Origin of the sequence: Pseudoalteromonas sp. MMG006, from assembly GCF_018101025.1 — a bacterium.
Classification (GTDB): Bacteria; Pseudomonadota; Gammaproteobacteria; order Enterobacterales; family Alteromonadaceae; genus Pseudoalteromonas.
This window is the reverse complement of record NZ_JAGJEJ010000002.1, coordinates 182,930-206,483: the sequence shown is the minus strand read 5'-3', so window position 1 is coordinate 206,483 and position 23,554 is coordinate 182,930. Positions and strand designations below refer to the sequence as shown.

Sequence of the window (23,554 nt, the reverse complement as noted above, 5' to 3'; positions counted from 1 at the left end):
TTTAAATTATCATTTGTAAATTAGAAGTAATTAATAAATGATAAAAACAACAATAATAAAATTAAGCATGCTTGTAGTACTTGCTAGCTCATTTAAGCTTTTTGCCTTTGAGTCTTCACTTCATTACAACCCAAACGATACTCTTGTATTAGCAAGCGCCATTATTGCGCTTGCTTTGCCGTACCTGTTATTTATTATTTATAAGCTTAGACGTTCACGCCGCCAACTTCGACTGTCTGAAAAGCGCCTTAAAAGCACCGTAGAAGGCAGCGGTGACACGCTGTGGGACTGGAACATTAAAACAGGCGAAGTGATACGTATAAACGATAAATACTTAATGGACTCAACAACGTTAATGGGCTTTCCACCAAATAAAGGCCTTATACACCCCCATGACACTAATCAGGTTGAACATTTATTAAAAGTGCACTTTGCTGAACAATCAGCTTTTTTTGAAGCCACTTATCGTATAAAAGATACATTTGGTCGCTGGCATTGGGTTCTTGATCGCGGGAAAATAATTGAAAAAGATGCCAATTTGTCCCCTTTAAGGATGACTGGCACGGTACGCGATATTTCTCAGTTAAAATCCACAGAGGAACGTCTCAACCTCTTTGCTAAATGTGTAGAGTCATTGACGGATGCGCTTGCCATTTATGACAAAAACTTTAAATTAGTCGATATAAATCCCAGCTTTTTGACTTTATTTGGTGGCGTGCGCGAACAGTATTTAGGCAAAGATTTTAACCTATCTGGATATGAGCAAAGCTATACAGATAAAGTGATTGAAATTGTTAAAGAGCATGAGCATATTCAACAAGAAGTAAAACTACGTAACAGCGAGCGAATTTTATTGCCTGTTGAAATTTCTATAGATGAAATTAAAAATAATCAAAACCAAATAACTAACTATGTTGTTGTTTATTCAGATTTAACTGAACGCAAAAAAGCAGAGTCACAGCTACATAACTTATCTAACCGAGATCGTACTACAAGCCTTCCAAACCGAAATTTATTTTTTACTGACTTGCAAAAGCTTGTAAAACTGAATTCTCATCATGCCCTTTTAGTGTTTGATTTAGATAACTTTAAAAAAATAAACGACTCGTTAGGCCACCAACTTGGTGACAGTTTGTTAGCTAAATTAGCAATGCGATTAAACAAGCTCACACGTGAAAACGATGTGTTTTATCGCTTAGGGGGAGATGAGTTTGCACTCGTTATGTCAGATACAAACGATATACATGTAATCACGCGTATGGCAAAACAGTTTTTAGCTGCCATTGCTACCCCATTTAAAATGGCTGGTCACGAACTAGCAATTACCTCAAGCGTAGGCATCGTTTTGTTTCCCGAGGATGGCAATACACCAGAGCTTTTATTAAAAAATGCCGATACTGCGATGTATCACGCGAAAAAGAAGGGCAATAGCTACTTATTTTTCAACGACACCATGAACCGCCAAGCAGTTAAGCGCCTACAAATAGAAAACTTAATGCGCTTTGGTTTGAAAGAAGACCATTTTGAAGTGTATTACCAACCAAAAATGAATATCCGTACCGGAAAACTAACTGGCATGGAAGCGTTGGTGCGCTTTATCACGCCTAAAAAAGGTATTATCAGCCCAGGTGTATTTATACCTATAGCCGAAGAAACCGGACAAATAATTGAAATTGGTGAAGTCGTTTTAAATAAAGCATGTAGAGATGTAAAAAAGTGGCTAGATGATGGCTTATTTAGCGGCCGAGTCGCTGTTAACTTATCCGCAAAGCAATTTAGCTTACCTGATTTAACCTCACGTATTGATGTCATTTTACAAAAAAATGAATTGCCTTCATATTTTTTAGAGCTTGAAATAACCGAAGGTACAGTAATGGACGACCCTAAAGATGCTATTGCTATTATGCGCTCATTAAGCGCTCGTGGTATTCACTTAGCGATGGATGACTTTGGCACAGGATACTCATCTTTAGCATATTTAAAGCAGTTTCCGCTTAATACTTTAAAAGTAGACAAAGCATTTATTGATGATATGAAAACCGAGCGTGGCCGCAATATGGTTGACTCTATAGTCACCATTGCGCATAACTTAGATTTACATGTTGTTGCCGAGGGTGTTGAGCAAGCAGCTCAAATAGAAGTACTTAAAAAACTACATTGTGAAACAGTTCAAGGTTATTACTACTCTAAACCATTATCAAAAGACGAATTTACTGAGTTTTTAAAACAACAACAAACCAAAGCAGCGCCTAGTTTAATTTCAAAGCCCAAACAAAAAGCAATTTCAATTGTTAATTAAGGGCGCCAAACACACGCACTAAAACCAACAATACGCATCAGAACTCTTCTTTAGTGTAGGTCAAACAAACACCAAATTATTGGGTTTATAGCACCTGCTAAAAAGAACTAACGCTTTACAGGCATACCTTTTCTAATGACTTCAAAATACATTACAGCAATAAATAAACAGCTTATTAAAGCGAATAGTAAAGCTAAACCTCTTGTTTAATAGCTCAAAATAGGTGTTATTTAGTCGTTCTAGACAATTGCTTCTGAATTGTTCTACTTCCTATATCCATACAGTCGAATATCAAAGATGTTTAACGCAATTAGCGTCAGATTTAATCACTCAGATTGACTAAATATTTATTGCGGATTGGAATTAATTGAGCAAGTAAGTATCAATATTTCGCAGATTGATATTAGCAAATATTGAGTATAAAAAAGGCCAGAAGTTTTCACTTCTGGCCTTTCGTTTGTTCTATAAAAAACTAGACAAATTAGCTAATTATTAAAGCTCTTTTTCAACTTCATCAAATAAAGCAGTGATATTTTGCTCAGGCTCTTTGGTCGCTAAGCTTACAACAACAATTGCAATACTTGCTAAAATAAAGCCAGGTACAATTTCGTACATGTAGCTACTTAAACTTTGACCATCAATAGTAAATGGCGAGTATATCCAAAATAGTACTGTACCAGCACCCACTAACATTCCTGCTAGTGCACCTTCAAAGTTCATACGCTTCCAGTAAAGGCTAAATAGTACAAGTGGACCAAACGCAGCACCAAAACCTGCCCATGCATTACTTACTAAACTTAAGATTGAGCTGTCTCTATCGTATGCAAGGTAAATTGCACACAAGGCAACTGCAGCAACACTAATACGCCCTACAGTTACAAGTTCTGTGTCACTTGCCTCTTTACGTAGAAATGTTTTATAAAAATCTTCTGTTAATGAACTTGAACTAACCAGTAATTGCGAAGAAATTGTACTCATGATTGCGGCTAAAATTGCGGCCAGTAAAAAGCCTGCAATTAATGGGTGGAATAAAAGCTCTGAAAGAATTAAGAAGATTGTCTCAGGATCGTCAACCACAATGTTATTTTCGTACGTGTAAGCTGCCCCAAATAAACCAGTGCCTACAGCACCGATAGCGGCTACTATCATCCACGTCATACCTATACGACGTGCTGTTGGCATATCTTTAACACTGCGCACAGACATGAAACGTACAATTATATGCGGCTGACCGAAATAACCTAAGCCCCAAGCCATTGCTGAAATAATACCTAGCGCAGAGCCTGCACCTATCCAATCAAGCATATCAGGATTTACACTATGTAAAGTAGATTCAAGAGGTTGATCAAGTAAAGAGTATGCAACGGTTGGCACTAAAATAAGTGCAACAAACATAATACAACCTTGCACAAAGTCAGTTAAGCTCACAGCTAAAAAGCCGCCAAATAAAGTGTATAAAACCACAACACCTGTTGTGATATAGAGGCCCATCTCGTAGCTCAAGCCAAATGAACTTTCGAACAGTTTACCACCGGCTACAACACCCGATGAAGTATAAAGAGTGAAAAAAACGATAATAACAACTGCAGATACAACACGTAATAAGTTAGATTTATCGTTAAAACGATTTGAGAAGTAATCTGGGATAGTGATAGAGTCGTTGGCTTTTTCTGTGTATACACGCAACCTAGGAGCAACCAGTAAATAGTTGAGCCAAGCACCAATTACCAAGCCTATAGCAATCCAAGTACTACTAAAGCCAGTAACAAACATCGCACCTGGTAGACCCATTAAAATCCAGCCACTCATATCTGAAGCACCAGCTGATAGCGCTGCAACACTCGGTGAAAGGCTTCGTCCACCTAACATATAACCAGAGACATCACTTGTTGATTGTTTATATGCATATAGTCCTATACCTAACATTACAATAAAGTATAACGCTAGTGAAATAATCATTCCTGTTTCCAAATTAGCCTCCGCACAATAATTAAATAATAGGCTTTTAATCCGAATAATGACTCTTAAAGTTTTATAGTTAAGACACTATTGGGGTAAAAACCATTCTCGATGACTATATCATGCCTTTTGAGCAGATCTCCAACTAGTTACATTTTCTTGATTTAAAAATATTCATATTGCATATTTTTACATCAAAATAACAAAAAAAAATGATAATACGCAAACAAAACGCCAAATTATTAATGATAACTTCTTAATCTTACTAATATTAGTAATGCTATTTTGAATCTTTTGCCATATATTATTACAATGCCCACTGACATTACTTCTAACGGAACTGTTTATGTATTTTTACGCTGCGCGCCAACCTATATTAAATCGAGAAAAAGAACTCATCGGTTATGAGCTTTTATTTCGTGATGGCGTTGATAACGTATTCCCTGACATAGACGGAGATCAAGCAACAACTCGATTAATTGAAGGTAGTCAATTTAATTTTGGCCTAGAAGATTTAACCGATAGCAAGCCTGCTTATATTAACTTTACCTTAGATACCTTACTTAAAGGTTACCCTAGCATGTTAAGTAAAGAGTCTGTTGTAGTAGAAATACTCGAGACTGTACAGCCAGGTAAACGCTTATTAGCAATAGTCAAAGACTTAAAAGACAAAGGCTATACGATTGCACTAGATGATTACATGCATCAACCTGTATGGCGTCATTTTTATCCATTTATAGATATTATTAAAATAGACTTTTTATCGTGCGATGTAGATGCAATAAAAACCATAATTAACGATTTAAAACCGCACCCACACATTAAGCTACTTGCAGAAAAAGTAGAAACCTACGACATTTATAAACAAGCATTAGATCTTGGGTTTGATTATTTTCAAGGGTTCTTTTTCTCAAAACCTGAAATGGTACAAAGTAAAACACTGCCGCCTTCTGAGATGGCCTTAGCCGAGCTTTTATACGAAACCTCCAACGTTGATATAGATCTGCAAAAAATTACAGATGTGTTTGAGCGAGATGTAAACCTATCTTACAAGTTACTTCGTTATTCTAATTCAGCGGCGTTTGTTCGACGTGCAGAAATAAGCACGATAAAACAAGCCCTTATTGTTTTAGGCGCGAACGAAATAAAAAAATTATTATCGCTACTATTTGCAGCACAAGTGTCTGCCAACAAACCTGTAGAGCTAATTAGGTTATCACTCACGCGCGCTCGTTTTGCAGAGCTACTTGCAATATCTCATGGTCAATTTAAAGATACAGGCATGGCGTTTTTAACCGGCATGATGTCGCTAATGGACGCTATTTTAGATGAAAGCATGGAAAGCGTTATGAAAAAACTTCCTTTGTCGAACGACATTAAAGCGGCGTTATTAGAAGACGAAGGGCTATTAGCTAAATATTTAAACTTAGTTAAATATTATGAACAAGCAGATTGGGATGCCGCTAATGCGCTTACTAAAGAGCTTAACCTTGGAAATAAAGTACCCGATGCCTATCACGAAGCCTTAGGTTGGGTAAGTGAGCAAATGCAGTTAATGGTTAACGAATAATAACCTCTAATAAAAAACTAAAAATGCCAGCATATTTGCTGGCATTTTTTATGTTGGCTTAACGCTTATGTCACAATCACCTTTTATAGACTTTCTAAAAAATCTTCATCAAAGTCTTCAGGCTCTTCTTTAATCGGCGGGTTACCATCATACAGCTCATAAATTTGACGTTGAAAGTAAATATCTTTTACAAAAAGGTACGGATCAAGTGAATCATTTAATAAACCTTCTTGAGGGATTAGCGACGCTCTCGCTTCTACTGCTTTTAATACAAATACTAAAATAGTTTGCGGTGTAGTAAGCGCAATTTCCGGTAAAACAAAGTTATCGACAACATCACCTGTTAAATTACGTGCAGTCGTCGGGCCCATTGCTGGCAGCATTAAATAAGCGCCATCTCCTACGCCCCACACACCTAACGTTTGTCCAAAGTCTTCATCTACATGATTCAAACCTAGTGAGCTGGCTACATCAAATATACCAAATATACCTACAGTTGAGTTCACTAAAAAGCGGGCGAGGCTCACACTTGCATTGCCTGGTTTACCTTGAAGTCCAGCGTTAATCATGTCCACTGGTGCTGAAATATTATCAGTGAAGTTTACAATTGAATTTCTAACCGGGGCAGGCGTTACTTCAACGTACCCTACAGCGACAGGACGTAGAATATAGGCATCAAGTACATCCATATTAAAGTCGTACAACGGACGGTTAATATTTTGTAGTGGATCTCGTTCATCCACTTTATTTTCTGGTACTTGCGCACACCCTGCAAGTATCAGTAAACACAAAAAAGTAAAACTATGCTTTAACATCTAATGTCCTTAAGGTATTAATGTATCAATTGTAAGCGTGTAGTCACTTACATTTTCACGTGTTAGTTTATCTGAATGCCCTTCAAGCTCACCCGAGCTTGGCATAACCGATTCGTCTTTAGATATTCGCGCTGATATAACGATATCTTGTGCACTTGATAAGTTTAGCCCAGCCACCATTGCATTGGCATCTGTTAATTTAACACTCACAGGAAAGCTATACTCTTCAAGCTTTACAACAGCAAGCGGCATGGGCGAGCCCTGCGCAGCTTTTGCAAATACAAACAAAACACCATTTTGTGGTTGTTGCGCTTTAAGCTCATCTGCAAGCTTAACTGTTACATTAATAACGCTTTGTGAAGTAACGGGTAAAACAGAGCCCTCGGCTTGCATTTGCTGATTGATATCTGCAATGCGCTCTGAAATCATTTCATAACGCGTATCATTTTTCTGCATGCTAGCAAGAAGTACTTCAAATGCAGCTTTCGCTTGCGGCCAATCTTTGCGCTCATAAGCTATTAAGGCCAACAAAGATATTGCATCTAAGTTAGTTGGCTCAACTTTTAATACTTTTGAAAGCATACCTGCTGCACGAGTCATATTAGCTTCACTGCCCTCTAATAATAAAACTTGGCTGTAGCTTATTAGTACTTGCATATTATCAGGGTTCATTTGCAGTGCTTTATCAAACGACTGCTGCGCCATATCAAACTCATTTAGTGACATTGCAACGCGGCCTAATAACATCCATGCAACCTCATCATCGCCTGTTTCGCTAAGCTTTGTTCTAAGTGCTAAAGCAAATGCTTGCAGCTCATTTTGGCTAAGAGGCTCGCCTTTTTGCATAACAGCACGCTCACCATAATCAGCAAGGTTGTCCATGGCATCATGCCATGCAGCAATTTGTTGCTCACTTCCGGTAAACGTGTAAAACACACTAGTTAAAGCAATAACAAAAGCAGCGCCTGTTAATGCGAATATACGGTTATTGCCTTTACTGTTTAGCGATTTTTCAGGTGATAACTCATTAAGCAAACGACGTTTTAACTCTATAACCGATTCATTATGATTTTTTAAATCTATACGTTGGTTATCTAGATCAGTTTGTAATTCAACTAAACGCTGCTCATATATGCTGATAAGCTCAGCATTAGCATTGTGCGTAATCGTTTGCACTCGCTCTTTTTGTAAAAAAGGTAACGCCACAAATGCAATAGCAATTAGTGTGAGTAAAGCAAAACACGCCCACATTAAAATCATTAACTTTGCTCCTGACGTTTATTATCAGCAATAAGCTTTGCAAGCAACGCTTCATCGTTACTGCTCCACGTTTGCTTTACAGACGCTTTACGCTGACGAATTACAATAAAGCCAAAACCAATAATGACTATCAGTACTGGTAACACCCAAAGCACCAGCGTAGCTGGCGTAACCGGAGGGTCGTAGTGAACAAAGTAGCCATATCTATCAATCATATAGTCAATTACTTCGTCTTTTGTTTTGCCCTCTTTTACAAGTACTAACACTTTGTCACGTAAATCTTTAGCAACAACAGCATCCGAATCAGCAATATTCTGATTTTGGCATTTAGGGCAGCGAAGCTCTTTTGTTAACTCTTCAAAACGCACGGCTTGATCATTATTATCAAACTGATAACGATCTTGCTCAGCGCTTACAGCCATGCTTATAAAAAAACTAAGGCTTAATAAAAAAATTCTCATTAATTTAGCTCCTGCATAACGGGTGCAAATTTAGCGCGCCATACTCGAGGATTTATATCACCCGTATGATGCAGTAAAATCTTGCCGTTTTTATCAACTAAAAATGTTTCTGGCGCGCCCGATACACCTAAATCAAGCGAAAGCGTACGGTGCAAGTCTAAAATATTAAATTGATACGGATCACCCGCGCGACCAAGCATATCTGTTACGTCTGTGCGCAGAGCCTGCATATCGAATGGCCCATCAAAATCAGCGTCGTAACCTTGCACATAGTAAAGACCAATAATTTTAACGCCTTGCTCACGTAACTTAGTTAAATAGCCAAGCTCTACTAAACATGTTGGGCACCATGTCCCCCAGACATTAAGTAAATACACCTCGCCTTTTAACGACTCGTTAGTCCAGCGTTTGCCGTCTTGCATTAAATCAGGCAGGTTAAACGCTGGCATATCTTGGCCTAGTCGCCCAGTTTGGATTTCTCTTGGGTTTGCAAATAGCCCTTGGTATAAAAACACACAGACAAAAGCGAACACTAAAAGCGGTGCAATAGCTAAAAGTTTACGGTTCATAAAGCACTCTCCGATGTAGCCTTACGCACTGTTTTAGCTGATGTACGATAGCGTTTATCAAATAAAATCATAAAGCCTGCAAATGACATAAGTACACCACCAATCCAAATCCAGCGAACATACGGCTTATGGTAAATTCGAAGCGACCATGCATCGCCACTAAGCTGCTCACCTAACGCTAAATATAAATCACGTTTAAAACCGGCATCTATTGCAGCCTCGGTCATAAATTGCATTCCGATATCGTATTTACGTTTTTCTGCGTGTAAGCGTGTTACTAGCTCATTATTTTTAAGAACTGATACAACGCCTGCATGACCACTGTAGTTTGGCCCTCTAATAGTTTTAACACCATCAAAGCGATATTCATATTCGTTAAGCTGGGCAATATCACCTGGTTTCATAGATACATCGCGTTCAACTGAATAAGCAGATGTAAGTGATACACCCGCAATAATAAATGCAATACCAATATGTCCAAGTACCATAGCCCAATAACTTACAGTAAAGCGTTTTAACCCTTCTGTTAAGGTGCCATGCACAGCTGCTTTGGTGTAAATATCAATCCCTGTTGATAAAGCAACCCAAACAGCAAGCGTTGTCGCTAGTAGCGTAAGCGGCTTTACGATCTCGTAACTTGAGAATAACCAAGTGCAGGTTATTACTACACTTGCTAATACACCCATTAAAATTTTGTTTTGCAAAAAAGCCCATTTATTTTGCTTCCAGCGTAAAAATGGCCCTATGCCCATTAAAATTGCAAAAGGCACTAATAAAATGGCAAACATTTTATTAAAAAACGGTTCGCCAATAGAAATACTACCTAAGCCCATTTCTTTATGCACCATAGGTAATAGCGTACCTAGCATAACAATTAATGTAGCAACCACTAAAAATATATTATTGAGCCACAACGCCACTTCGCGCGATACAAACTTGTATCGACCTTCGCTGTATACCTGCGATACACGCAGTGCATACAAAGCTAAGCCGCCACCGACAACCACACCTAAAAAGGCGAGTATGAATAAGCCCCTATCAGGATCGGTAGCAAACGCATGCACCGATACAATAATGCCCGAGCGCACAATAAAGGTGCCTAACAAGCTTAATGAAAAACCAGCTATGGCCAATAATACCGTCCACGACTTAAAAATACCGCGTTTTTCGGTTACGCTTAAGGAGTGCAGTAATGCGGTGGCGACAAGCCAAGGCATTAGCGCTGCATTTTCTACTGGATCCCAAAACCACCAGCCGCCCCAGCCAAGCTCTGAATAAGCCCACCAACTGCCAATAGTAAGACCTAGGCCTAAGAAACCCCAGGCGGTCATTGTCCATGGGCGTGACCATTTAGCCCACGTGTTATCAAGTTTACCTGTTAAAAGTGCGGCAATAGCAAAAGAAAAAGCAACCGATAGCCCAACATAACCCATGTACAGTAGTGGAGGATGAATAATCATTCCTGGGTCTTGAAGTAGCGGGTTTAAGTCGCGCCCTTCAACCGGAAAATAAGGTAATAAACGCTCAAAAGGACTTGAAAGTAATAAGGTATACATCATAAAACCTACACCTAAAAACCCAAGCACGCCTAATACACGCGCACGTAGTACCCACGGCAGCGATTTAGATCGCACAGCGACCGCTGCGGTCCACCCTGCTTGCATAACTAGCCACAATAAAATGGCGCCTTCATGGCCACCCCAGGTGGAGGTAACTTTATAATACCAAGGTAATGTACTACTAGAATGATACGCCACATACGATACGGTAAAATCATCCGTTAAACTGGCATAAATAAGCGCTGCAAACGAAAGCAGTACAAAAGCAAATTGCCCAATGGCTAATGAAGGGGCTGCACGCATTAAACGAAGATTACCGGTATGCGCGCCCCAAAGCGGAAAAATACACAGTAAAACACTAAGCACCATGGCAAGCGTTAAAGAAAAATAACCAAGTTCTGGGATCATATTAACTACCGCTATCTAGGTTGTATTTTGGTTTTTCGTGTTTGATGCCTTTTACTGCTTCAGCAACTTCTGCTGGCATGTATTCTTCATCATGCTTTGCAAGCACCTCAAAGGCCTCAATTACATTTGGTTCCACTAAAACACCTTGCGCTACAATCCCTTGCCCTTCGCGAAATAAGTCTGGCAAAATGCCCTGATAGCGAACCGTTACTAATGGGCCTGTATCAATGAGCTTAAAGCTTACTTGTAAACTTTGCTCGTTTCGCTCAACAGTGCCAGGCACGACCATACCACCAATTCTTAACTTTTGACCTATGTGTGGTTTTTCTTTATTTGGGCCTTTACCGTCAATTAGTTCGCTTGGTGTGTAAAACAAGTTTATGTTTTCTTGTAGTGCATACAACACAAGACCAATAGAAGTACCAATACCAAACAGTACTGCAATAATCACTAATAGGCGTTTTTTACGTCGTGGGTTCATGATGTTTGTTCCTGCTTAGCTTTTTTAATTCTTTCTTCACGTATTATTTGTTGCTCTACAGAGGCCATAATACGTTTAGTGTCTCTAAGTGAGCTTATTAAAATACCGAGTAAAATGAGTGCGCATGTACCAAAAGAAAGCCATACATAAAATCCATAGCCTCCCATAGCAATAAAATCTGAAAAAGAGTCAAACTGCATAACTACCCCTTATTTAACAACGCTCGCACCCAAGGGCGATGCTTTTCACGTTGTAAAATTTCATTTTTAAGACGAATTAAAGTCACAGTACCTACAAATGCTGCAAACGCTAAAATGTTCACCATGAGTGGCCAAAACATACTAGGGTCAATGGCTTTTGTGTCGAGTTTTGTAATAGTTGCACCTTGGTGTAGGGTGTTCCACCACTCTACTGAGTAATGAATAATAGGTAAGTTAATAACCCCTACAATTGCTAAAATTGAAGCCGCACGACCAGCTGATTTTTTATCTTCAAAAGCGTGGTAAAGCGAAAGCACTCCCAAGTATAAAAACAATAAAATAAGCTCTGAAGTTAAACGTGCATCCCATACCCACCATGCTCCCCACATAGGTTTACCCCATGCGGCACCGGTAATAAGTGCAATGGCAGTTATACATGCCCCTACTGGCGCAATAGCAATAACTGCAAGTTCTGCATTACGTAACTGCCAAACAAGTGCAACAATTGCGGCTATCGCCATTGAGGAATACGCGCCCATGGATAAAATAGCTGAAGGCACATGAATAAAAATAATACGGTAACTATCTTTTTGTTGGTAATCGGCAGGCGCAAAACCTAAACCCCAAACCCAACCAACAATCATAGTAATAACCGTAACGACGGCAAAATAAGGCAGTAACGTATTGCATAGCTGATATGCACGCTCCGCTTTAGCATAGGGATGTAACCACTTCCACATTAACTTACACTCACTTTTAAAGCTGACGATATGGCAATTGGCGCACTTATAATAGCAATAACTAACATGGCACCAAGGATGGCAAGCTGCCCACTATAATCCAGCGACATGGAGCTGGTATCGATAGCAGACGTTGCAAAAATTAAAACAGGAATATACAAAGGCAATACCAGTAAACTCATTAAAATGCCGCCTTTTTGTAGTCCTACAGTCAGGCCCGCACCTATTGCGCCTATAAAGCTTAATAATGGCGTACCTAATAATAAGGTTAATACGGTTGCGAGTAATGATTGGCTTTCTAAATTTAGTAATAAGGCAAAAAGCGGAGTCATCAATACCAGTGGTAGCCCTGTTACAACCCAATGCGCAGCCACTTTGCCTAAAACTGATAAAGATAGCGGGTAAGAAGAGGCAATTAACTGCTCTAATGAGCCATCGTTATAGTCATCTCTAAATAATTTATCGAGTCCAAGCATAGTAGAAAGTAGCGCTGCAACCCAGATAATACCTGGCGCCATTCTCGCAAGTAGACCGGGCTCAGGCCCAATTGCTAACGGAAATAATGAAATAACGATCAAAAAGAATAAAATAGGATTAACTATTTCGGCACGCTGGCGAAATGCAAGCTTTACATCTTTACTAAATACCGCGCTAAATAGCTGCCAGTAAGAATGTTGACGAGTCATTAGTGACGATACTCCAACGTAACCGTTTGCAAGTTATCAAAGTGAGTGGTTAGGTCTTGATGGGTCGTTAATAAAATAGCGCCGCCGGTTTTTAAATGCTCACCAAAGCGTTGCTGCAAGTAAGCTACGCCGCTTTTATCAAGAGCAGTAAATGGCTCATCTAATACCCAAAGTTTGCAATCACTTAGCCATAACCTCACCAATGCCACGCGCCTTTGCTGCCCTGCAGAGAGCATTCTTACCGGCACGTCTTCAAGGCCAACCAAGCCAAGCTTAGCTAAAATAGGGTATAAATCAGGAGTGTCTTGATAGCCATTAATTTGCAACCAATATTGTACATTCTCGATTGCGGTGAGCTGCGTGTTAACCCCTGTTTTATGACCTATGAATAGCAGCTCTTGTGCGTACTCTTCATAGTACTTATTAATAGGCTGCTGATTAAATAAAACAGCGCCTTCGTCAGGCACAGAAAAGCCCGCTACAATACGCAATAATGATGTCTTACCAGCCCCATTAGGACCCGCTAATTGCATGATTTGACCGCTATTAAGGCTAAAATTAAGATCCGCAAACAAACAACGGTCTTGCTTGATGCAGGTGACGGACTTAATGTGTAACAAGATGACGATTCTCTATGCCAAAAATTAGGCGTTAGTCTACCATAATGATAGGGTAATACGAATATTGCTTTATAATCGATTAACGAAAACTTGATTTAAAATAATGAATACACCAACGCAAATAACATTATCTAATTCATTGGTTAACAATCAAACGACCAACAAGCACACTAATGAATTAACACAATTACCCGATGAGGTTATTGCGGCCAAAAACATTCAATTTAATAAAGGCTCAATCACGCTTGATGTATTTGTAGATAAACATTGGCAAACAATTAGATTGGGCACCTCAAGTGAAGCATCAAGTACGCAAAAAATAGCAAGTGCAAATATTCAATTAAGCCCCGATGGTAAACAACTCACTATAACGCCAAATAATACAACAGTGTCATTAAACCAGCCGGCGCAATTACAGCGTTTACTTAATTACATAAATACAGGCACTGAGGTAGAGAGCAAACCTATGCCAGCACAAATAGTGCTTTCGCCTTCACCTAAGCTAGTTATTGAAAAACTCAATGCCAGTATTGCTATAAATAAAGATGTGGCGCAAATACTTTCATCGGAGCAACCTTTAAAAGTAATCGTGAGTACAAATAATAAAGGCGCTCAACTTGATGTTGTAAATCGATTTGCAGATACCGTGCATTCACAGCCCTTAGCGCAAACAAAATTAACTAAACTACTTACGGCTTTATTACCAAGTGCTGAGCTAAAAACAACACCCAAACTTGCTATTTTAACGCATCCACAAAAACAGGGCTCATTCACAATACCTTTAAACAACAAACAAGTGAGCGAACTGCCAAACACCGCTTTAAAAGTAGGCTTAACGAGTCAAGCCGACAAAATTTTAATAAAAACACAAATAAACACAATGCAAGTAACCCTTAATAACTCATTTACTAAGGCGTTTAACAACATTGTGAGTGCTCAGCCAATCGCTTTACCTTCTGAAACTTTAAACAATACGCCAAGCCCTTTAATTAGTACTAACAGCCCTATAAAGTCGTGGTTACAAACAAGCTTTAGTGATTTTAAAACTCGCATTAACGACGCTGTTAAATATTTTGAAAGCAAACCTTTTACTGACAGTTCAAAATCCTCATTAGTCGCGAGTACCACTGAGCAAAACCAAAGCACATTAACTCAAGCTTTAAATAAAATTAAAAACCCAGATACAGCATTACAAAAACACTTTAATCAACTGCCTGCTTTAATGCAGTTAACACAGTTAGTTAAAGCAAGTGTAAATGTTTGGCAATCCTCTACGCACAACGCTCAACAAATCCAGATATCTCTAATTCCAAAAGACTCTGAACTTCAGCTTAAAACAGTAAAAGGCGTGCAAAATCAGTTACCCAGTGAAATACCTTCACGAAGCCAAATGTTGCAGCCTATTGAAGCTAAGCTTTTCAGTAAATTATTAAGCTTACCAGTAACAGCACCAAACATAGTAACTGAGAAACCTTTGCTAAGTAGTCAAATTGCAGAAATAGCACATAAAGCCACACAAAACACTCCCGATTTAACTCGCCTAGTTAACCAGGCATTTAATAGAATGGTATCGAGTAGCAATATAAACCCTACTACAGTTCAACGTGAGATATTAGCAACGATACAGCCGACACTGCTTTCAAGCGAATCATTACAAAGTAGCTTTAGTAAAGGGCTTGAGCAAGTAGCGGTTAGTATCTTAGCAGCCCCTATTATTAGCCAATCAGTCACGCCTTTGACCTTTAATAATCAAACTGGTTTAGATGCCCTACTTCAAGTACTTATTCCTACATTTAAAACAGGCAATTCAGGTCCCAAAATACTCGAGCAATTACAACAAGCTCAAGTACAAGCATTGGCAAGCGAAATAGTACAAGTAAAAAACACGCTTACTCAAGTAAGTGCGCTTACTCCTAATCAACAAATTGATACAAACCCGCTAGCGCAGTTTTTGTTTCCTATGAAACTGCCACCTGAAGCAGGGCAAACCGAAATAACTCTGGGGCAATATAAAAAACCAAGTGCAGATAAATTAGAAGATAAAAATGTATGGTTTGTAAGGCTAAATTTTGATTACGCTCAACTTGGCCAGCTACAAATTACGGCAGAGTTAATGGATAAAGCACTTGATTGCCAACTACTCGCCTCAAGCCAAGAAGTAAGTGCTATTGCTCACCCGCATTTAGATAACCTTCGTTCAAAACTGGCTAAGCACGGCTTACAAGTTGGTGAGCTAAATTTAAAAAGAGGCGATGCTAAGCACAGCGATTTTTATAAATCTCACGCCATTATTAACATTAAGGTTTAATTATGAATAATGCACCTAATGATAAATCAGCCATCGGCCTTTTATACGAAGCAGGCAACTCGCCCACAGTCAGTGTAAAAGGTTTTGGTGAATTAGCAGATGAAATAATAGCAGCCGCTGAGCAAAAAGGGATTATGATCCACCAAGATGAGGCGCTCGCTAAAACACTGTCACACTTAAAGCTTGGCGAAGAAATCCCCAAAGAGCTGTATTATGTGATTGCCGAGTTAATTGCTTTTTCGTATGTATTAAGAGGGCAATTTCCACCTGGGTGGCAAGACTTTCAAGGTAAGTTAAACATAAAAGCATAAATAGGCGCTAAGCGCCTATATGAGTTAGTGTTATTTAGGTAAGTTAGTTATCTTTTTCTGCTCTAGCATTTCTTTCCAGTGCATAACTTCGCTTGGTAAAATAGGTGTTTGACCTTCAAAGCCAGCTACTTCGAGCATTTCTTCAATACTCACAATCCCCTTTTTACTTTTAAACACACCACGTACGTATGCAACAGCATGTAGGCCTCGCTCTGAATGGAACTTTTGTTCTATATAAAAATATTTATGATCCCAACCCACTAATTTAGTACTTATTGTATAGCGCTGCATAGGCTTAATATCACGAATATAAGTAATAGCTGTAGCATTCACTATAGGAAACCAACGACGTTTCATTACTTGTTTTAATAAGCCAATTCTTTCGATCATCCACGTACGAGATAAATCCATCATCGCAAGATAGCGAGAATTTGTTAGATGCATATTAATATCGCAATCCGTAGGCAACGCTTTGTAATCAATATCTACTGTATCGAGTAAATCTTGATAATGCTGATTGCGTTTAATTTTAAAAAATAATAATAAAAGTCGAATATATAGGTTCACAACAAAGGTCTTACCAGCTAATTTTACACGAGTGTAGCACAGCCATTTACTAACACGAATTTTCTAATTTAATCTTAAATCATTATTATAATAAAAGTAAAATCATGAAATTAAATAATGTTATTCCTGCCCTTATTTTGATAACACCTAGTTATAGTGCGTTTGCCGACTTTTCGTTGCCAAGCAAAGGGACGTTTACCTACCCAACAGGTGTAATTAAGGAGTTGGGTTTAAATGACAACAGGAAGCTGAAAAGTTCACTATAGCCTCAAATAGCTACAATATGGGCAAATACCTAGCGCTTACTTTGTTGCAATCACACTTGCTAAAGATAATAGTCAAGTGTGGTGGCTGGCGTTTAATAACGGCTTTATTAAAGAGTTTGAATGACACATTGACGATCATAACGTTGTAGTAAAAAGCAGCCGTTTATCGTTCCGATAAAAGGTGGCTATGTTATATGAACTCAATGGTCGTAGTTACTTTTACTCATAACAAAGCAAGTATAGTAATGAACTTTAATGAAGACGGTATAGAAACAATAGCTATCGATGGGGTTACTAAAAAATATGGGCACTAAAAACGAGTGCCCTTAAAACTTATTATTACACCTTTACAGTTTTACGGTTAATACCGTAATCACGCAATTTATTTGCCACTGCGGTATGACTTAAGCCTAAACGCTTGGCCAACTGTCGTGAACTAGGATAAGCAGGATAAAGCTTACGAAGTAAAGTAGCTTCAAATCGTTTCACAGCTTGATCTAAGGAGCCTTCAAAGTCTGATTCTAAATACCCTAAGTCATGAGTAAAAGTAGGTAACTGCAAATGCTCTACACGTAGCTCACTGTCATCCAACAATGATACTGCACGGTAAATTGCATTTTCGAGCTGGCGTACATTCCCAGGCCAAGGGTATTGCTGTAAAAAGCTTAAACACTCTTGTGAAAGCAATGGAATTGCATGACCATTTTGCTGTGCGTACTTTTGAATAAAGTGTTCAGCCAGCGGCCCAACATCAGCTTTTCGGTCTCTTAATGGCGCTATTTCAAGGGTTAACACATTGATGCGATAATATAAGTCTTCCCTAAAGACGCCCTCTTGTACCATTGCTGGTAAGTCTTTTTGAGTCGCTGCAATAATACGTACATTTACTTTAACTTCGTTTTCATCGCCCACTTTTCTAAACGTACCATCTTGCAAAAAACGCAGTAACTTAGTTTGTAATTGAGTCGACATTTCGCCAACTTCATCTAAAAACACGGTACCACCATCAGCCTGCTCCAATACACCACGTTTAGGCGCTGTATTTTCTTCATATCCGGCATAGCCAAATAATTCAGACTCAGCAACATCATCAGGAAGCGACGCACAAGAAAGCGCAATAAAAGGCTTAACAGAACGATTCGATGCATAGTGGCAAGCTCGAGCGAGTAACTCTTTACCCGTACCAGTCTCGCCAGTAATTAAAATAGGCGCTTCTAATTGCGCCATTTTACGTGCTTCGCGCACAACTCGGCGCATCGCGGTACTAAAATTGTGAATAGTTGCAAAGCTTTCTTGCCCGTAGCGTCTAAAGGCACTTACTTGCTGCCCTAGTCGGCTTTGCGATTTAATATTAATAACGGCACCTGCAAGCACATCACCTTCGCCACCTTGCGGCACTGCGATAGGTAAAATGTCGGCAATAAAGTCTTCACCAGCAACTTCAACACGTGTAGTTTGGCCAAGCACTTCTTTGCCTTCTAACCAGCGCGTAAAGTTAAACCCTTTGAGCAAGTTATTAATGTTTGCTCCAATAACGTCTTTTTCGATAAGTTGTAGGTCTTTACATGCAGCATCGTTACATAAACGTACCCAACCTTTAGCATCAATTGATATAACACCATCGGGTAATGCACGTAGTAATGTATTTAGTTCGTTATGTTCACGCTCTGAGGGCAAAAATGCGGTCGTACGCACATCATGAACGCCATCTATTAAACGTATCGAAGGCATGATTTTTTGAAATTGTTCAAATTCAATTTCAGGAAAGCTCACGTACATACGGCAATTAACAGAATCGACTTCAATCCCTTTTAAATCAACGCTGTAGTTAACTAATATATTAAGGATTTCTTGGGCAATACCCATTCGATCAGCACAGTGAATATCTAGACGCATACATCCTCAAAGAAGGAAAAACTATATTAGTGGAATAATACGCTAAGTCGCATTGAGAAGGTAGCTCAATGTAAACATTTTTGGACAAATGGCTTTTGTATAATAAATGTGACCTTGAGCAATACTTGTCTACAGCAAGTATTGCTCAAGGTTTAGCGATTACTTAATTATCTTGAGGGTAGGCAGACCAGTCTCCACCATCTAATTGGATATAAGGCCGCTTATTAACATACATCATTATTGTGCCTTCGTTTTCAGCGACTTTAGGGGCTACGGGTAGGTTTTCTAATAGGTTCGCCACACTATTATTCCCACCGAATACATCGGTTTGTAATGCCTTACTAATTAGCTCAGAAAGAGCAAAGTAACTAGTAGAATCATCCACCACAATTTGCGAATAATTTTGTACATCAGGGCCTATAAATTTAATAGCAACGGGCACTGAAACAATTGCAGGACTAGGAATTTCACGTAAACCCGCAAATTGAACTTTATCACCTTTTAAATTAGCGCCGTGCTCAGGCACTACCATTAACATAACATTACGACCGCGCTTTTCTAATTTTTTAATAAAGCGATTGATATCGGCAAATAAGTTTTTATGTCTGATTGGATAGGTTTCTTTACTGTTTACCCTTGGTTGATTTTCAAGTTGATTACCGTCATGCAAGCTTGTTGTATTGTAATACATAGCACAAGGCTTACAGTCCTTTGACTGCTCTAACCACCCATCTAGCACAGCCTCATCTGAGTATATTGGGCTGTCATCAAAACCTCTAAGTGCAACAGGCATTGAGTCTATATTTAATGGTGTGCCGTCTAAGCCACCATATCTATTTATCAACCCTTTGAACTCATCAAAATGACCGTCGTGATTCATTACTACATTATTTTCATAGCCTAACTTTTCTAGATTTTTAAATAGGTAGCATTGCTCAGGAGCATCTTCAAATAAGGCTGTTTGACTAGTTTGCCCACAACTTGCACGTAACAACCTAACAGCAGCAGGGCCACTGTAAGAAGTCGCTGAGTTAAAGTCAGAAAAAACTACGTCAAAATCTTTATACATATCTGTAATATCTACGCCAATCGCCTTTAAATCAGCAACAGCCATCGAGCACACATTTAATATAATTACATCAAACAACTCGCCATTCACTTGAGCAGGAAAGTTGCTCATTAATAAACTTTGTTGCTGGTAGAAGTCAGCTAACTTTTGATCCGGAGACTGTGTCGCTTCTGTAACGATAGGTGATGAAGTACTGCTCTGGCTTCTCGCTATTGCGGCAGTATTAGGGGCTGTGCTTACTACCTGAACCTGTGCATTAGTGCCTTGCCAACCTACAACTAATAGCCCTACCACTGTCATTGTTGTGAAGCGTATCCACTGCGATGTATACCAAAAGCACACACTCATTACGAACAAAGCCAACAACATATCAACATTCACAACACGAGTAAGCAACTCAATAAAATAACCAAAGCTAAAATCTTGAACATTTCCTGCTTGTTTAGTTAATCGGTTAATTGGTGGAAGCCAAGAGTCCTGATAAAGTAATACAACCGCGAGTACACTACCTAATGCATGTTTTGCTTTTTCTATTAACGGCTTTTTGAATTCAATAGCTAACATGGCTGCAAAAGCGGCATTAGTGAGCACGTTAAAATCAATGGCGCCATAATAATAGAGCGCGAATTTAACTAAAAAATAAAGGTTCCACACCCCTAAGCCTGACAATTTCACTGCTTATCCTTTTTTGTTTTATTTGGTGTATAAGGCTCTAGTACTTCATGTTTAAAAGTAAGCTTATAATAATATTGTTTTACACGGGTTAATAAGTACGTACCAAACATACACAGTACAACACCTAATATCATCGCAAAAAAAGCGGTCAAAAAAAGTTGATTAACACTCATACATTGCCCTTTAGTTTCATTGTAAAAGGCTTAGCATCGGCTCGAGCTTTATTAATGAGCTCAGGTGCCTCTAAGTTATCAATAACACTCTCTGGCATATCGGGGGCAAATTTATAACTCTCATTCTCTGACAATTGTTTAGAGAAATCTACAAGCTTCTTACCCGCATAAAAACGCCTAAGCTGCTTACATTCTTGTTGAATGTAAAAATGATCTGATATTACGTTTTGTTGTGCAAAAAAATCACTCGTTGTTAATTTAAATAAATGCTTTATTGCATTATTAACATCATTCTCTCTACAGGCATGTAAATATAAGTACACTGTATTTTCTGCGATACTAAAGACATCTCCTTCACGCTTGATATGAAATAAATGAAGGGGATGGATTGGATCTATTCTTGGTAAAAGCTCTAATTTGACTAATACCCCGCTAACACCGAGGTTTACGGCAGAATCACTGTGAACTTCTACTTGTTTTGTAAAATCGTTAAAAGGTAAATACCCTTTAGAAAACGTGTTTTCAGTGTATTTAAGTACATGCTCAACCGATGGAGGTAATGGTCTTGTATATTGAAACCCTTGTATTGATTGTACTTGTGACAACAACCTAGATGGTTCTGTGGAGCTATACAAAATAAGGTTTACACCCAATGTTAAAAGTAAGCACTCATCTTGATGGCGAATAACACCATCAACGTTTTGAATAACTAACTTTAACCAACGTCCACAGTTTTTTCTTAATTCGAAACACTGCTTACCTAATAGCGATAAATCGGTATAACGTGTTACTGAAAAAATTAATGTAGCAGCCTCGACTTTTGGCCCTTTATTAAATAAAGCATTGTTATCTTTTAGCGTTTTGTAGTGTGCTGGTAGTTTAGTACCCTCTGGTACTACATTTTGAACTAGCCAAACTTCGTTCTCATCGGCAATAGCCGACTCTTGAAGTGATTTACTTTCTTTATTTAAAGCCTCTTGCACGACAAACTGATCACCACTTATTGATAATTGAAAATGCTCACTCGCGATTATGCCTTTACTGTGACCCCAGTAGTCATATTCGAGCACTCGCATAGCCGAGTCGTTATCAACAAACATTAAACCATCTAAATACTTATTGAGGCATCTGAATAAAAAACGATAGTTAGCAATATCAGGGCCTGATATCAAAAATAATAGGGTAACGCCTGTTTTTTGGGAAAAGTCATTATATTCCCTCATAATCAATTTTAAACTTGCATCATCGACACTATTAATTTGCGCTGTGTTAAAGTGAATCAAAACAAGTGCATTGTTTAGTCGCTTATAAGCACTGATCTCTCTTATTATATTTTGATTTAATTGCCTAGCAGTAAATTGCTGTGTACCCGAGGAAAGAGAAAAAGGATGCACTCTACTTTGTTCATACGCTAAATTTAATGCATGAGAGAAAGAAGAATCAAAAAATGATTCAATCTCTTGAGAAACTATAAATATATCATTATTCAAACTTGCGTTAACTGAATGTAACGACACTTCAATAACAAAATTGTCCAAAGGAGCCAAAACAGCATAACTTGAAGCCGGTTTTAACTCTTTTGCTGCAGGCTCTAATCCCGTTATGTTAAAGTTATGCACTTAAAACGCCCTATAAAAAAATACTTTTTTACTAGTTTTAACCGTTATTCTATATATAATAGCCAAATATTGTCCACCTATAATAAAAATAATTAAAACGTTACCCAAAGGCCACGATGAACAGTTTAACTTATAAAGATTCACAAACGTTAACATCTAGTGACATAGAAAACCTAGCGCTTCGCTTTGGTGGTAAACGTGAAGACTACATTGAAATTGTAAATAAACAAAAAAATATTCAAACAATCAATAAATATGCTTTATTAAAAGAAATAAATAATGAACTAAACGCAGCAATCAATCCCTGTCATAGCGAGTAAATTAACGTTGCAAAGAATTTTTGTTAAAGGTATCAAAGGTGGGTTAGGTAGCACGTCTATTGTTGCCAATCTCGCGTGCGTGTTAAAAAAGTCTCATGTTAATGTCATTGCAATAGATTTAGATCCTAAAAGTGACTTGGGTTTACATTTTGGTCTGCCCTGGAAGTCGACCAAAGGTTGGAGTAACGAAGTCAATTTCGAAGATGTACTTTTACACTTCCATCAAGATAGTGACGGTGTCATTTTTTTACCTTTTGGTGACATTAATGTTGATCAAAACGACATTGCCCACATTGTTAACAATTGCAAAAAGCTGGATTGCCCACAAAATTCATGGTTTCTATTCGATTGTCCCTCTTATATCGACTTAGCACACTTACCTTTGGAACCGAATGATATAGTTATAGAGCTCATAAATTGCGATGCGACTTGCCACAGCTTAATATATAAACGCCTTAAAAAGCTAAAAAGTACTGATTCTAGTTGGAAACACTACTTTTTAGTTAATCGCTATAACTCTGCCTCTGTTTTAGAATTTGACTTGTTCTCACTTTGGCAATCAACCCTTCCCTTGATGGCACCGTTTTTTATTAACAGCGATGAAGTCATCAAGGAATCCACGGCTTATAGAAACGTCGCCCTTAACTGCGCGCCGTATAGTATTGCTAATGATGACTTTGAAACACTCGCAGGCTGGCTTGTTAGTAAAGCTGCGTTGTAACT

21 protein-coding genes are annotated in these 23,554 nt (G+C 38.5%); 6 read left to right on the top strand and 15 right to left on the bottom strand.

Annotation, left to right across the window (positions count from 1 at the left end):
* Nucleotides 1–37: 37 nt before the first annotated feature.
* Nucleotides 38–2,299, top strand: a complete 2,262-nt coding sequence (locus tag J8L73_RS03380; protein WP_211014822.1) for an EAL domain-containing protein — start codon at nucleotides 38–40, stop codon at nucleotides 2,297–2,299.
* A gap of 492 nt (nucleotides 2,300–2,791) precedes the next feature.
* On the opposite strand, the gene putP is transcribed toward J8L73_RS03380, so the two are convergent.
* Nucleotides 2,792–4,270 carry a sodium/proline symporter PutP gene (gene putP / locus J8L73_RS03375; protein ID WP_211000005.1) on the bottom strand — a complete coding sequence of 493 codons (1,479 nt, stop codon included), beginning with the start codon at nucleotides 4,268–4,270 and terminating at the stop codon, nucleotides 2,792–2,794.
* 334 nt (nucleotides 4,271–4,604) lie between these two features.
* Between putP and J8L73_RS03370 the strand changes: the two genes are divergently transcribed.
* Entirely contained in the window at nucleotides 4,605–5,828 is a 1,224-nt protein-coding gene (locus J8L73_RS03370) for an HDOD domain-containing protein (RefSeq protein ID WP_211014820.1), read from the top strand.
* Between the two features lie 83 nt (nucleotides 5,829–5,911).
* Here the strand turns inward: J8L73_RS03370 and J8L73_RS03365 are convergent, their stop codons facing one another.
* The 10 genes from J8L73_RS03365 to ccmA are packed head-to-tail and all read right to left on the bottom strand — an operon-like array spanning nucleotide 5,912 to nucleotide 13,627.
* Entirely contained in the window at nucleotides 5,912–6,643 is a 732-nt protein-coding gene (locus tag J8L73_RS03365) for a VacJ family lipoprotein (protein WP_211000007.1), read from the bottom strand.
* 9 nt (nucleotides 6,644–6,652) lie between these two features.
* On the bottom strand, nucleotides 6,653–7,903 hold the full coding sequence (gene ccmI / locus J8L73_RS03360) for a c-type cytochrome biogenesis protein CcmI (RefSeq protein WP_211014818.1): 1,251 nt from the start codon (nucleotides 7,901–7,903) through the stop codon (nucleotides 6,653–6,655).
* Complete coding sequence (locus J8L73_RS03355) at nucleotides 7,903–8,364, bottom strand: cytochrome c-type biogenesis protein (RefSeq protein ID WP_211000009.1); 462 nt, start codon at nucleotides 8,362–8,364, stop codon at nucleotides 7,903–7,905. The genes ccmI and J8L73_RS03355 overlap by 1 nt, the downstream gene beginning before the upstream one ends.
* Nucleotides 8,364–8,933: a redoxin family protein gene (locus J8L73_RS03350; RefSeq protein WP_211000010.1), complete on the bottom strand. Its 570-nt coding sequence runs from the start codon at nucleotides 8,931–8,933 to the stop codon at nucleotides 8,364–8,366. The genes J8L73_RS03355 and J8L73_RS03350 overlap by 1 nt, the downstream gene beginning before the upstream one ends.
* The gene (locus J8L73_RS03345) at nucleotides 8,930–10,900 is read right to left on the bottom strand and encodes a heme lyase CcmF/NrfE family subunit (RefSeq protein WP_211014816.1); all 1,971 of its coding nucleotides are present in this window, start codon (nucleotides 10,898–10,900) and stop codon (nucleotides 8,930–8,932) included. The genes J8L73_RS03350 and J8L73_RS03345 overlap by 4 nt, the downstream gene beginning before the upstream one ends.
* 1 nt (nucleotide 10,901) lies before the next feature.
* On the bottom strand, nucleotides 10,902–11,381 hold the full coding sequence (gene ccmE, locus J8L73_RS03340; protein ID WP_058547368.1) for a cytochrome c maturation protein CcmE: 480 nt from the start codon (nucleotides 11,379–11,381) through the stop codon (nucleotides 10,902–10,904).
* Nucleotides 11,378–11,581 carry a heme exporter protein CcmD gene (ccmD, locus tag J8L73_RS03335; protein ID WP_211000012.1) on the bottom strand — a complete coding sequence of 68 codons (204 nt, stop codon included), beginning with the start codon at nucleotides 11,579–11,581 and terminating at the stop codon, nucleotides 11,378–11,380. The genes ccmE and ccmD overlap by 4 nt, the downstream gene beginning before the upstream one ends.
* A 2-nt stretch (nucleotides 11,582–11,583) precedes the next feature.
* On the bottom strand, nucleotides 11,584–12,321 hold the full coding sequence (locus J8L73_RS03330; RefSeq protein WP_058547366.1) for a heme ABC transporter permease: 738 nt from the start codon (nucleotides 12,319–12,321) through the stop codon (nucleotides 11,584–11,586).
* Nucleotides 12,321–13,007, bottom strand: a complete 687-nt coding sequence (gene ccmB / locus J8L73_RS03325; protein ID WP_104642252.1) for a heme exporter protein CcmB — start codon at nucleotides 13,005–13,007, stop codon at nucleotides 12,321–12,323. Before ccmB ends, J8L73_RS03330 begins: the two co-directional genes overlap by 1 nt.
* Complete coding sequence (gene ccmA, locus J8L73_RS03320; RefSeq protein ID WP_104642251.1) at nucleotides 13,007–13,627, bottom strand: cytochrome c biogenesis heme-transporting ATPase CcmA; 621 nt, start codon at nucleotides 13,625–13,627, stop codon at nucleotides 13,007–13,009. The genes ccmB and ccmA overlap by 1 nt, the downstream gene beginning before the upstream one ends.
* A 103-nt stretch (nucleotides 13,628–13,730) precedes the next feature.
* Here ccmA and J8L73_RS03315 point away from each other — a divergent pair, with 103 nt between their 5' ends.
* The gene (locus J8L73_RS03315; protein WP_211014814.1) at nucleotides 13,731–15,935 is read left to right on the top strand and encodes a flagellar hook-length control protein FliK; all 2,205 of its coding nucleotides are present in this window, start codon (nucleotides 13,731–13,733) and stop codon (nucleotides 15,933–15,935) included.
* 2 nt (nucleotides 15,936–15,937) lie between these two features.
* A complete protein-coding gene (locus J8L73_RS03310; protein WP_211014812.1) occupies nucleotides 15,938–16,246 on the top strand; it encodes an EscU/YscU/HrcU family type III secretion system export apparatus switch protein in 309 nt (102 codons plus the stop codon).
* A gap of 30 nt (nucleotides 16,247–16,276) precedes the next feature.
* Here the strand turns inward: J8L73_RS03310 and J8L73_RS03305 are convergent, their stop codons facing one another.
* From J8L73_RS03305 to bcsE, 4 genes are all read right to left on the bottom strand, one after another.
* Entirely contained in the window at nucleotides 16,277–16,813 is a 537-nt protein-coding gene (locus J8L73_RS03305; protein WP_211000016.1) for an acyl-CoA thioesterase, read from the bottom strand.
* A gap of 605 nt (nucleotides 16,814–17,418) precedes the next feature.
* Complete coding sequence (gene tyrR, locus J8L73_RS03295) at nucleotides 17,419–18,975, bottom strand: transcriptional regulator TyrR (RefSeq protein ID WP_211014810.1); 1,557 nt, start codon at nucleotides 18,973–18,975, stop codon at nucleotides 17,419–17,421.
* 163 nt (nucleotides 18,976–19,138) lie between these two features.
* Complete coding sequence (bcsG, locus tag J8L73_RS03290) at nucleotides 19,139–20,719, bottom strand: cellulose biosynthesis protein BcsG (RefSeq protein WP_211000018.1); 1,581 nt, start codon at nucleotides 20,717–20,719, stop codon at nucleotides 19,139–19,141.
* A 169-nt stretch (nucleotides 20,720–20,888) separates the two neighbouring features.
* Complete coding sequence (gene bcsE / locus J8L73_RS03285; RefSeq protein WP_211014808.1) at nucleotides 20,889–22,511, bottom strand: cellulose biosynthesis protein BcsE; 1,623 nt, start codon at nucleotides 22,509–22,511, stop codon at nucleotides 20,889–20,891.
* Between the two features lie 116 nt (nucleotides 22,512–22,627).
* Between bcsE and bcsR the strand changes: the two genes are divergently transcribed.
* Both bcsR and bcsQ read left to right on the top strand, forming a co-directional pair.
* Nucleotides 22,628–22,831 carry a BcsR/BcsP family cellulose biosynthesis protein gene (gene bcsR, locus J8L73_RS03280; protein WP_211000020.1) on the top strand — a complete coding sequence of 68 codons (204 nt, stop codon included), beginning with the start codon at nucleotides 22,628–22,630 and terminating at the stop codon, nucleotides 22,829–22,831.
* A gap of 7 nt (nucleotides 22,832–22,838) precedes the next feature.
* Nucleotides 22,839–23,552 carry a cellulose biosynthesis protein BcsQ gene (bcsQ, locus tag J8L73_RS03275; RefSeq protein ID WP_211014806.1) on the top strand — a complete coding sequence of 238 codons (714 nt, stop codon included), beginning with the start codon at nucleotides 22,839–22,841 and terminating at the stop codon, nucleotides 23,550–23,552.
* Nucleotides 23,553–23,554 lie beyond the last annotated feature (2 nt).

Excerpts from the sequence above, each read along its gene's own strand:
- J8L73_RS03380 (WP_211014822.1), top strand. The coding sequence starts at position 38 with ATGATAAAAACAACAATAATAAAATTAAGCATGCTTGTAGTACTTGCT.
- J8L73_RS03370 (WP_211014820.1), top strand. The coding sequence starts at position 4,605 with ATGTATTTTTACGCTGCGCGCCAACCTATATTAAATCGAGAAAAAGAA.
- J8L73_RS03365 (WP_211000007.1), bottom strand. The coding sequence starts at position 6,643 with ATGTTAAAGCATAGTTTTACTTTTTTGTGTTTACTGATACTTGCAGGG.
- ccmI (WP_211014818.1), bottom strand. The coding sequence starts at position 7,903 with ATGATTTTAATGTGGGCGTGTTTTGCTTTACTCACACTAATTGCTATT.
- J8L73_RS03355 (WP_211000009.1), bottom strand. The coding sequence starts at position 8,364 with ATGAGAATTTTTTTATTAAGCCTTAGTTTTTTTATAAGCATGGCTGTA.
- J8L73_RS03350 (WP_211000010.1), bottom strand. The coding sequence starts at position 8,933 with ATGAACCGTAAACTTTTAGCTATTGCACCGCTTTTAGTGTTCGCTTTT.
- J8L73_RS03345 (WP_211014816.1), bottom strand. The coding sequence starts at position 10,900 with ATGATCCCAGAACTTGGTTATTTTTCTTTAACGCTTGCCATGGTGCTT.
- ccmE (WP_058547368.1), bottom strand. The coding sequence starts at position 11,381 with ATGAACCCACGACGTAAAAAACGCCTATTAGTGATTATTGCAGTACTG.
- ccmD (WP_211000012.1), bottom strand. The coding sequence starts at position 11,581 with ATGCAGTTTGACTCTTTTTCAGATTTTATTGCTATGGGAGGCTATGGA.
- J8L73_RS03330 (WP_058547366.1), bottom strand. The coding sequence starts at position 12,321 with ATGTGGAAGTGGTTACATCCCTATGCTAAAGCGGAGCGTGCATATCAG.
- ccmB (WP_104642252.1), bottom strand. The coding sequence starts at position 13,007 with ATGACTCGTCAACATTCTTACTGGCAGCTATTTAGCGCGGTATTTAGT.
- J8L73_RS03315 (WP_211014814.1), top strand. The coding sequence starts at position 13,731 with ATGAATACACCAACGCAAATAACATTATCTAATTCATTGGTTAACAAT.
- J8L73_RS03310 (WP_211014812.1), top strand. The coding sequence starts at position 15,938 with ATGAATAATGCACCTAATGATAAATCAGCCATCGGCCTTTTATACGAA.
- tyrR (WP_211014810.1), bottom strand. The coding sequence starts at position 18,975 with ATGCGTCTAGATATTCACTGTGCTGATCGAATGGGTATTGCCCAAGAA.
- bcsR (WP_211000020.1), top strand. The coding sequence starts at position 22,628 with ATGAACAGTTTAACTTATAAAGATTCACAAACGTTAACATCTAGTGAC.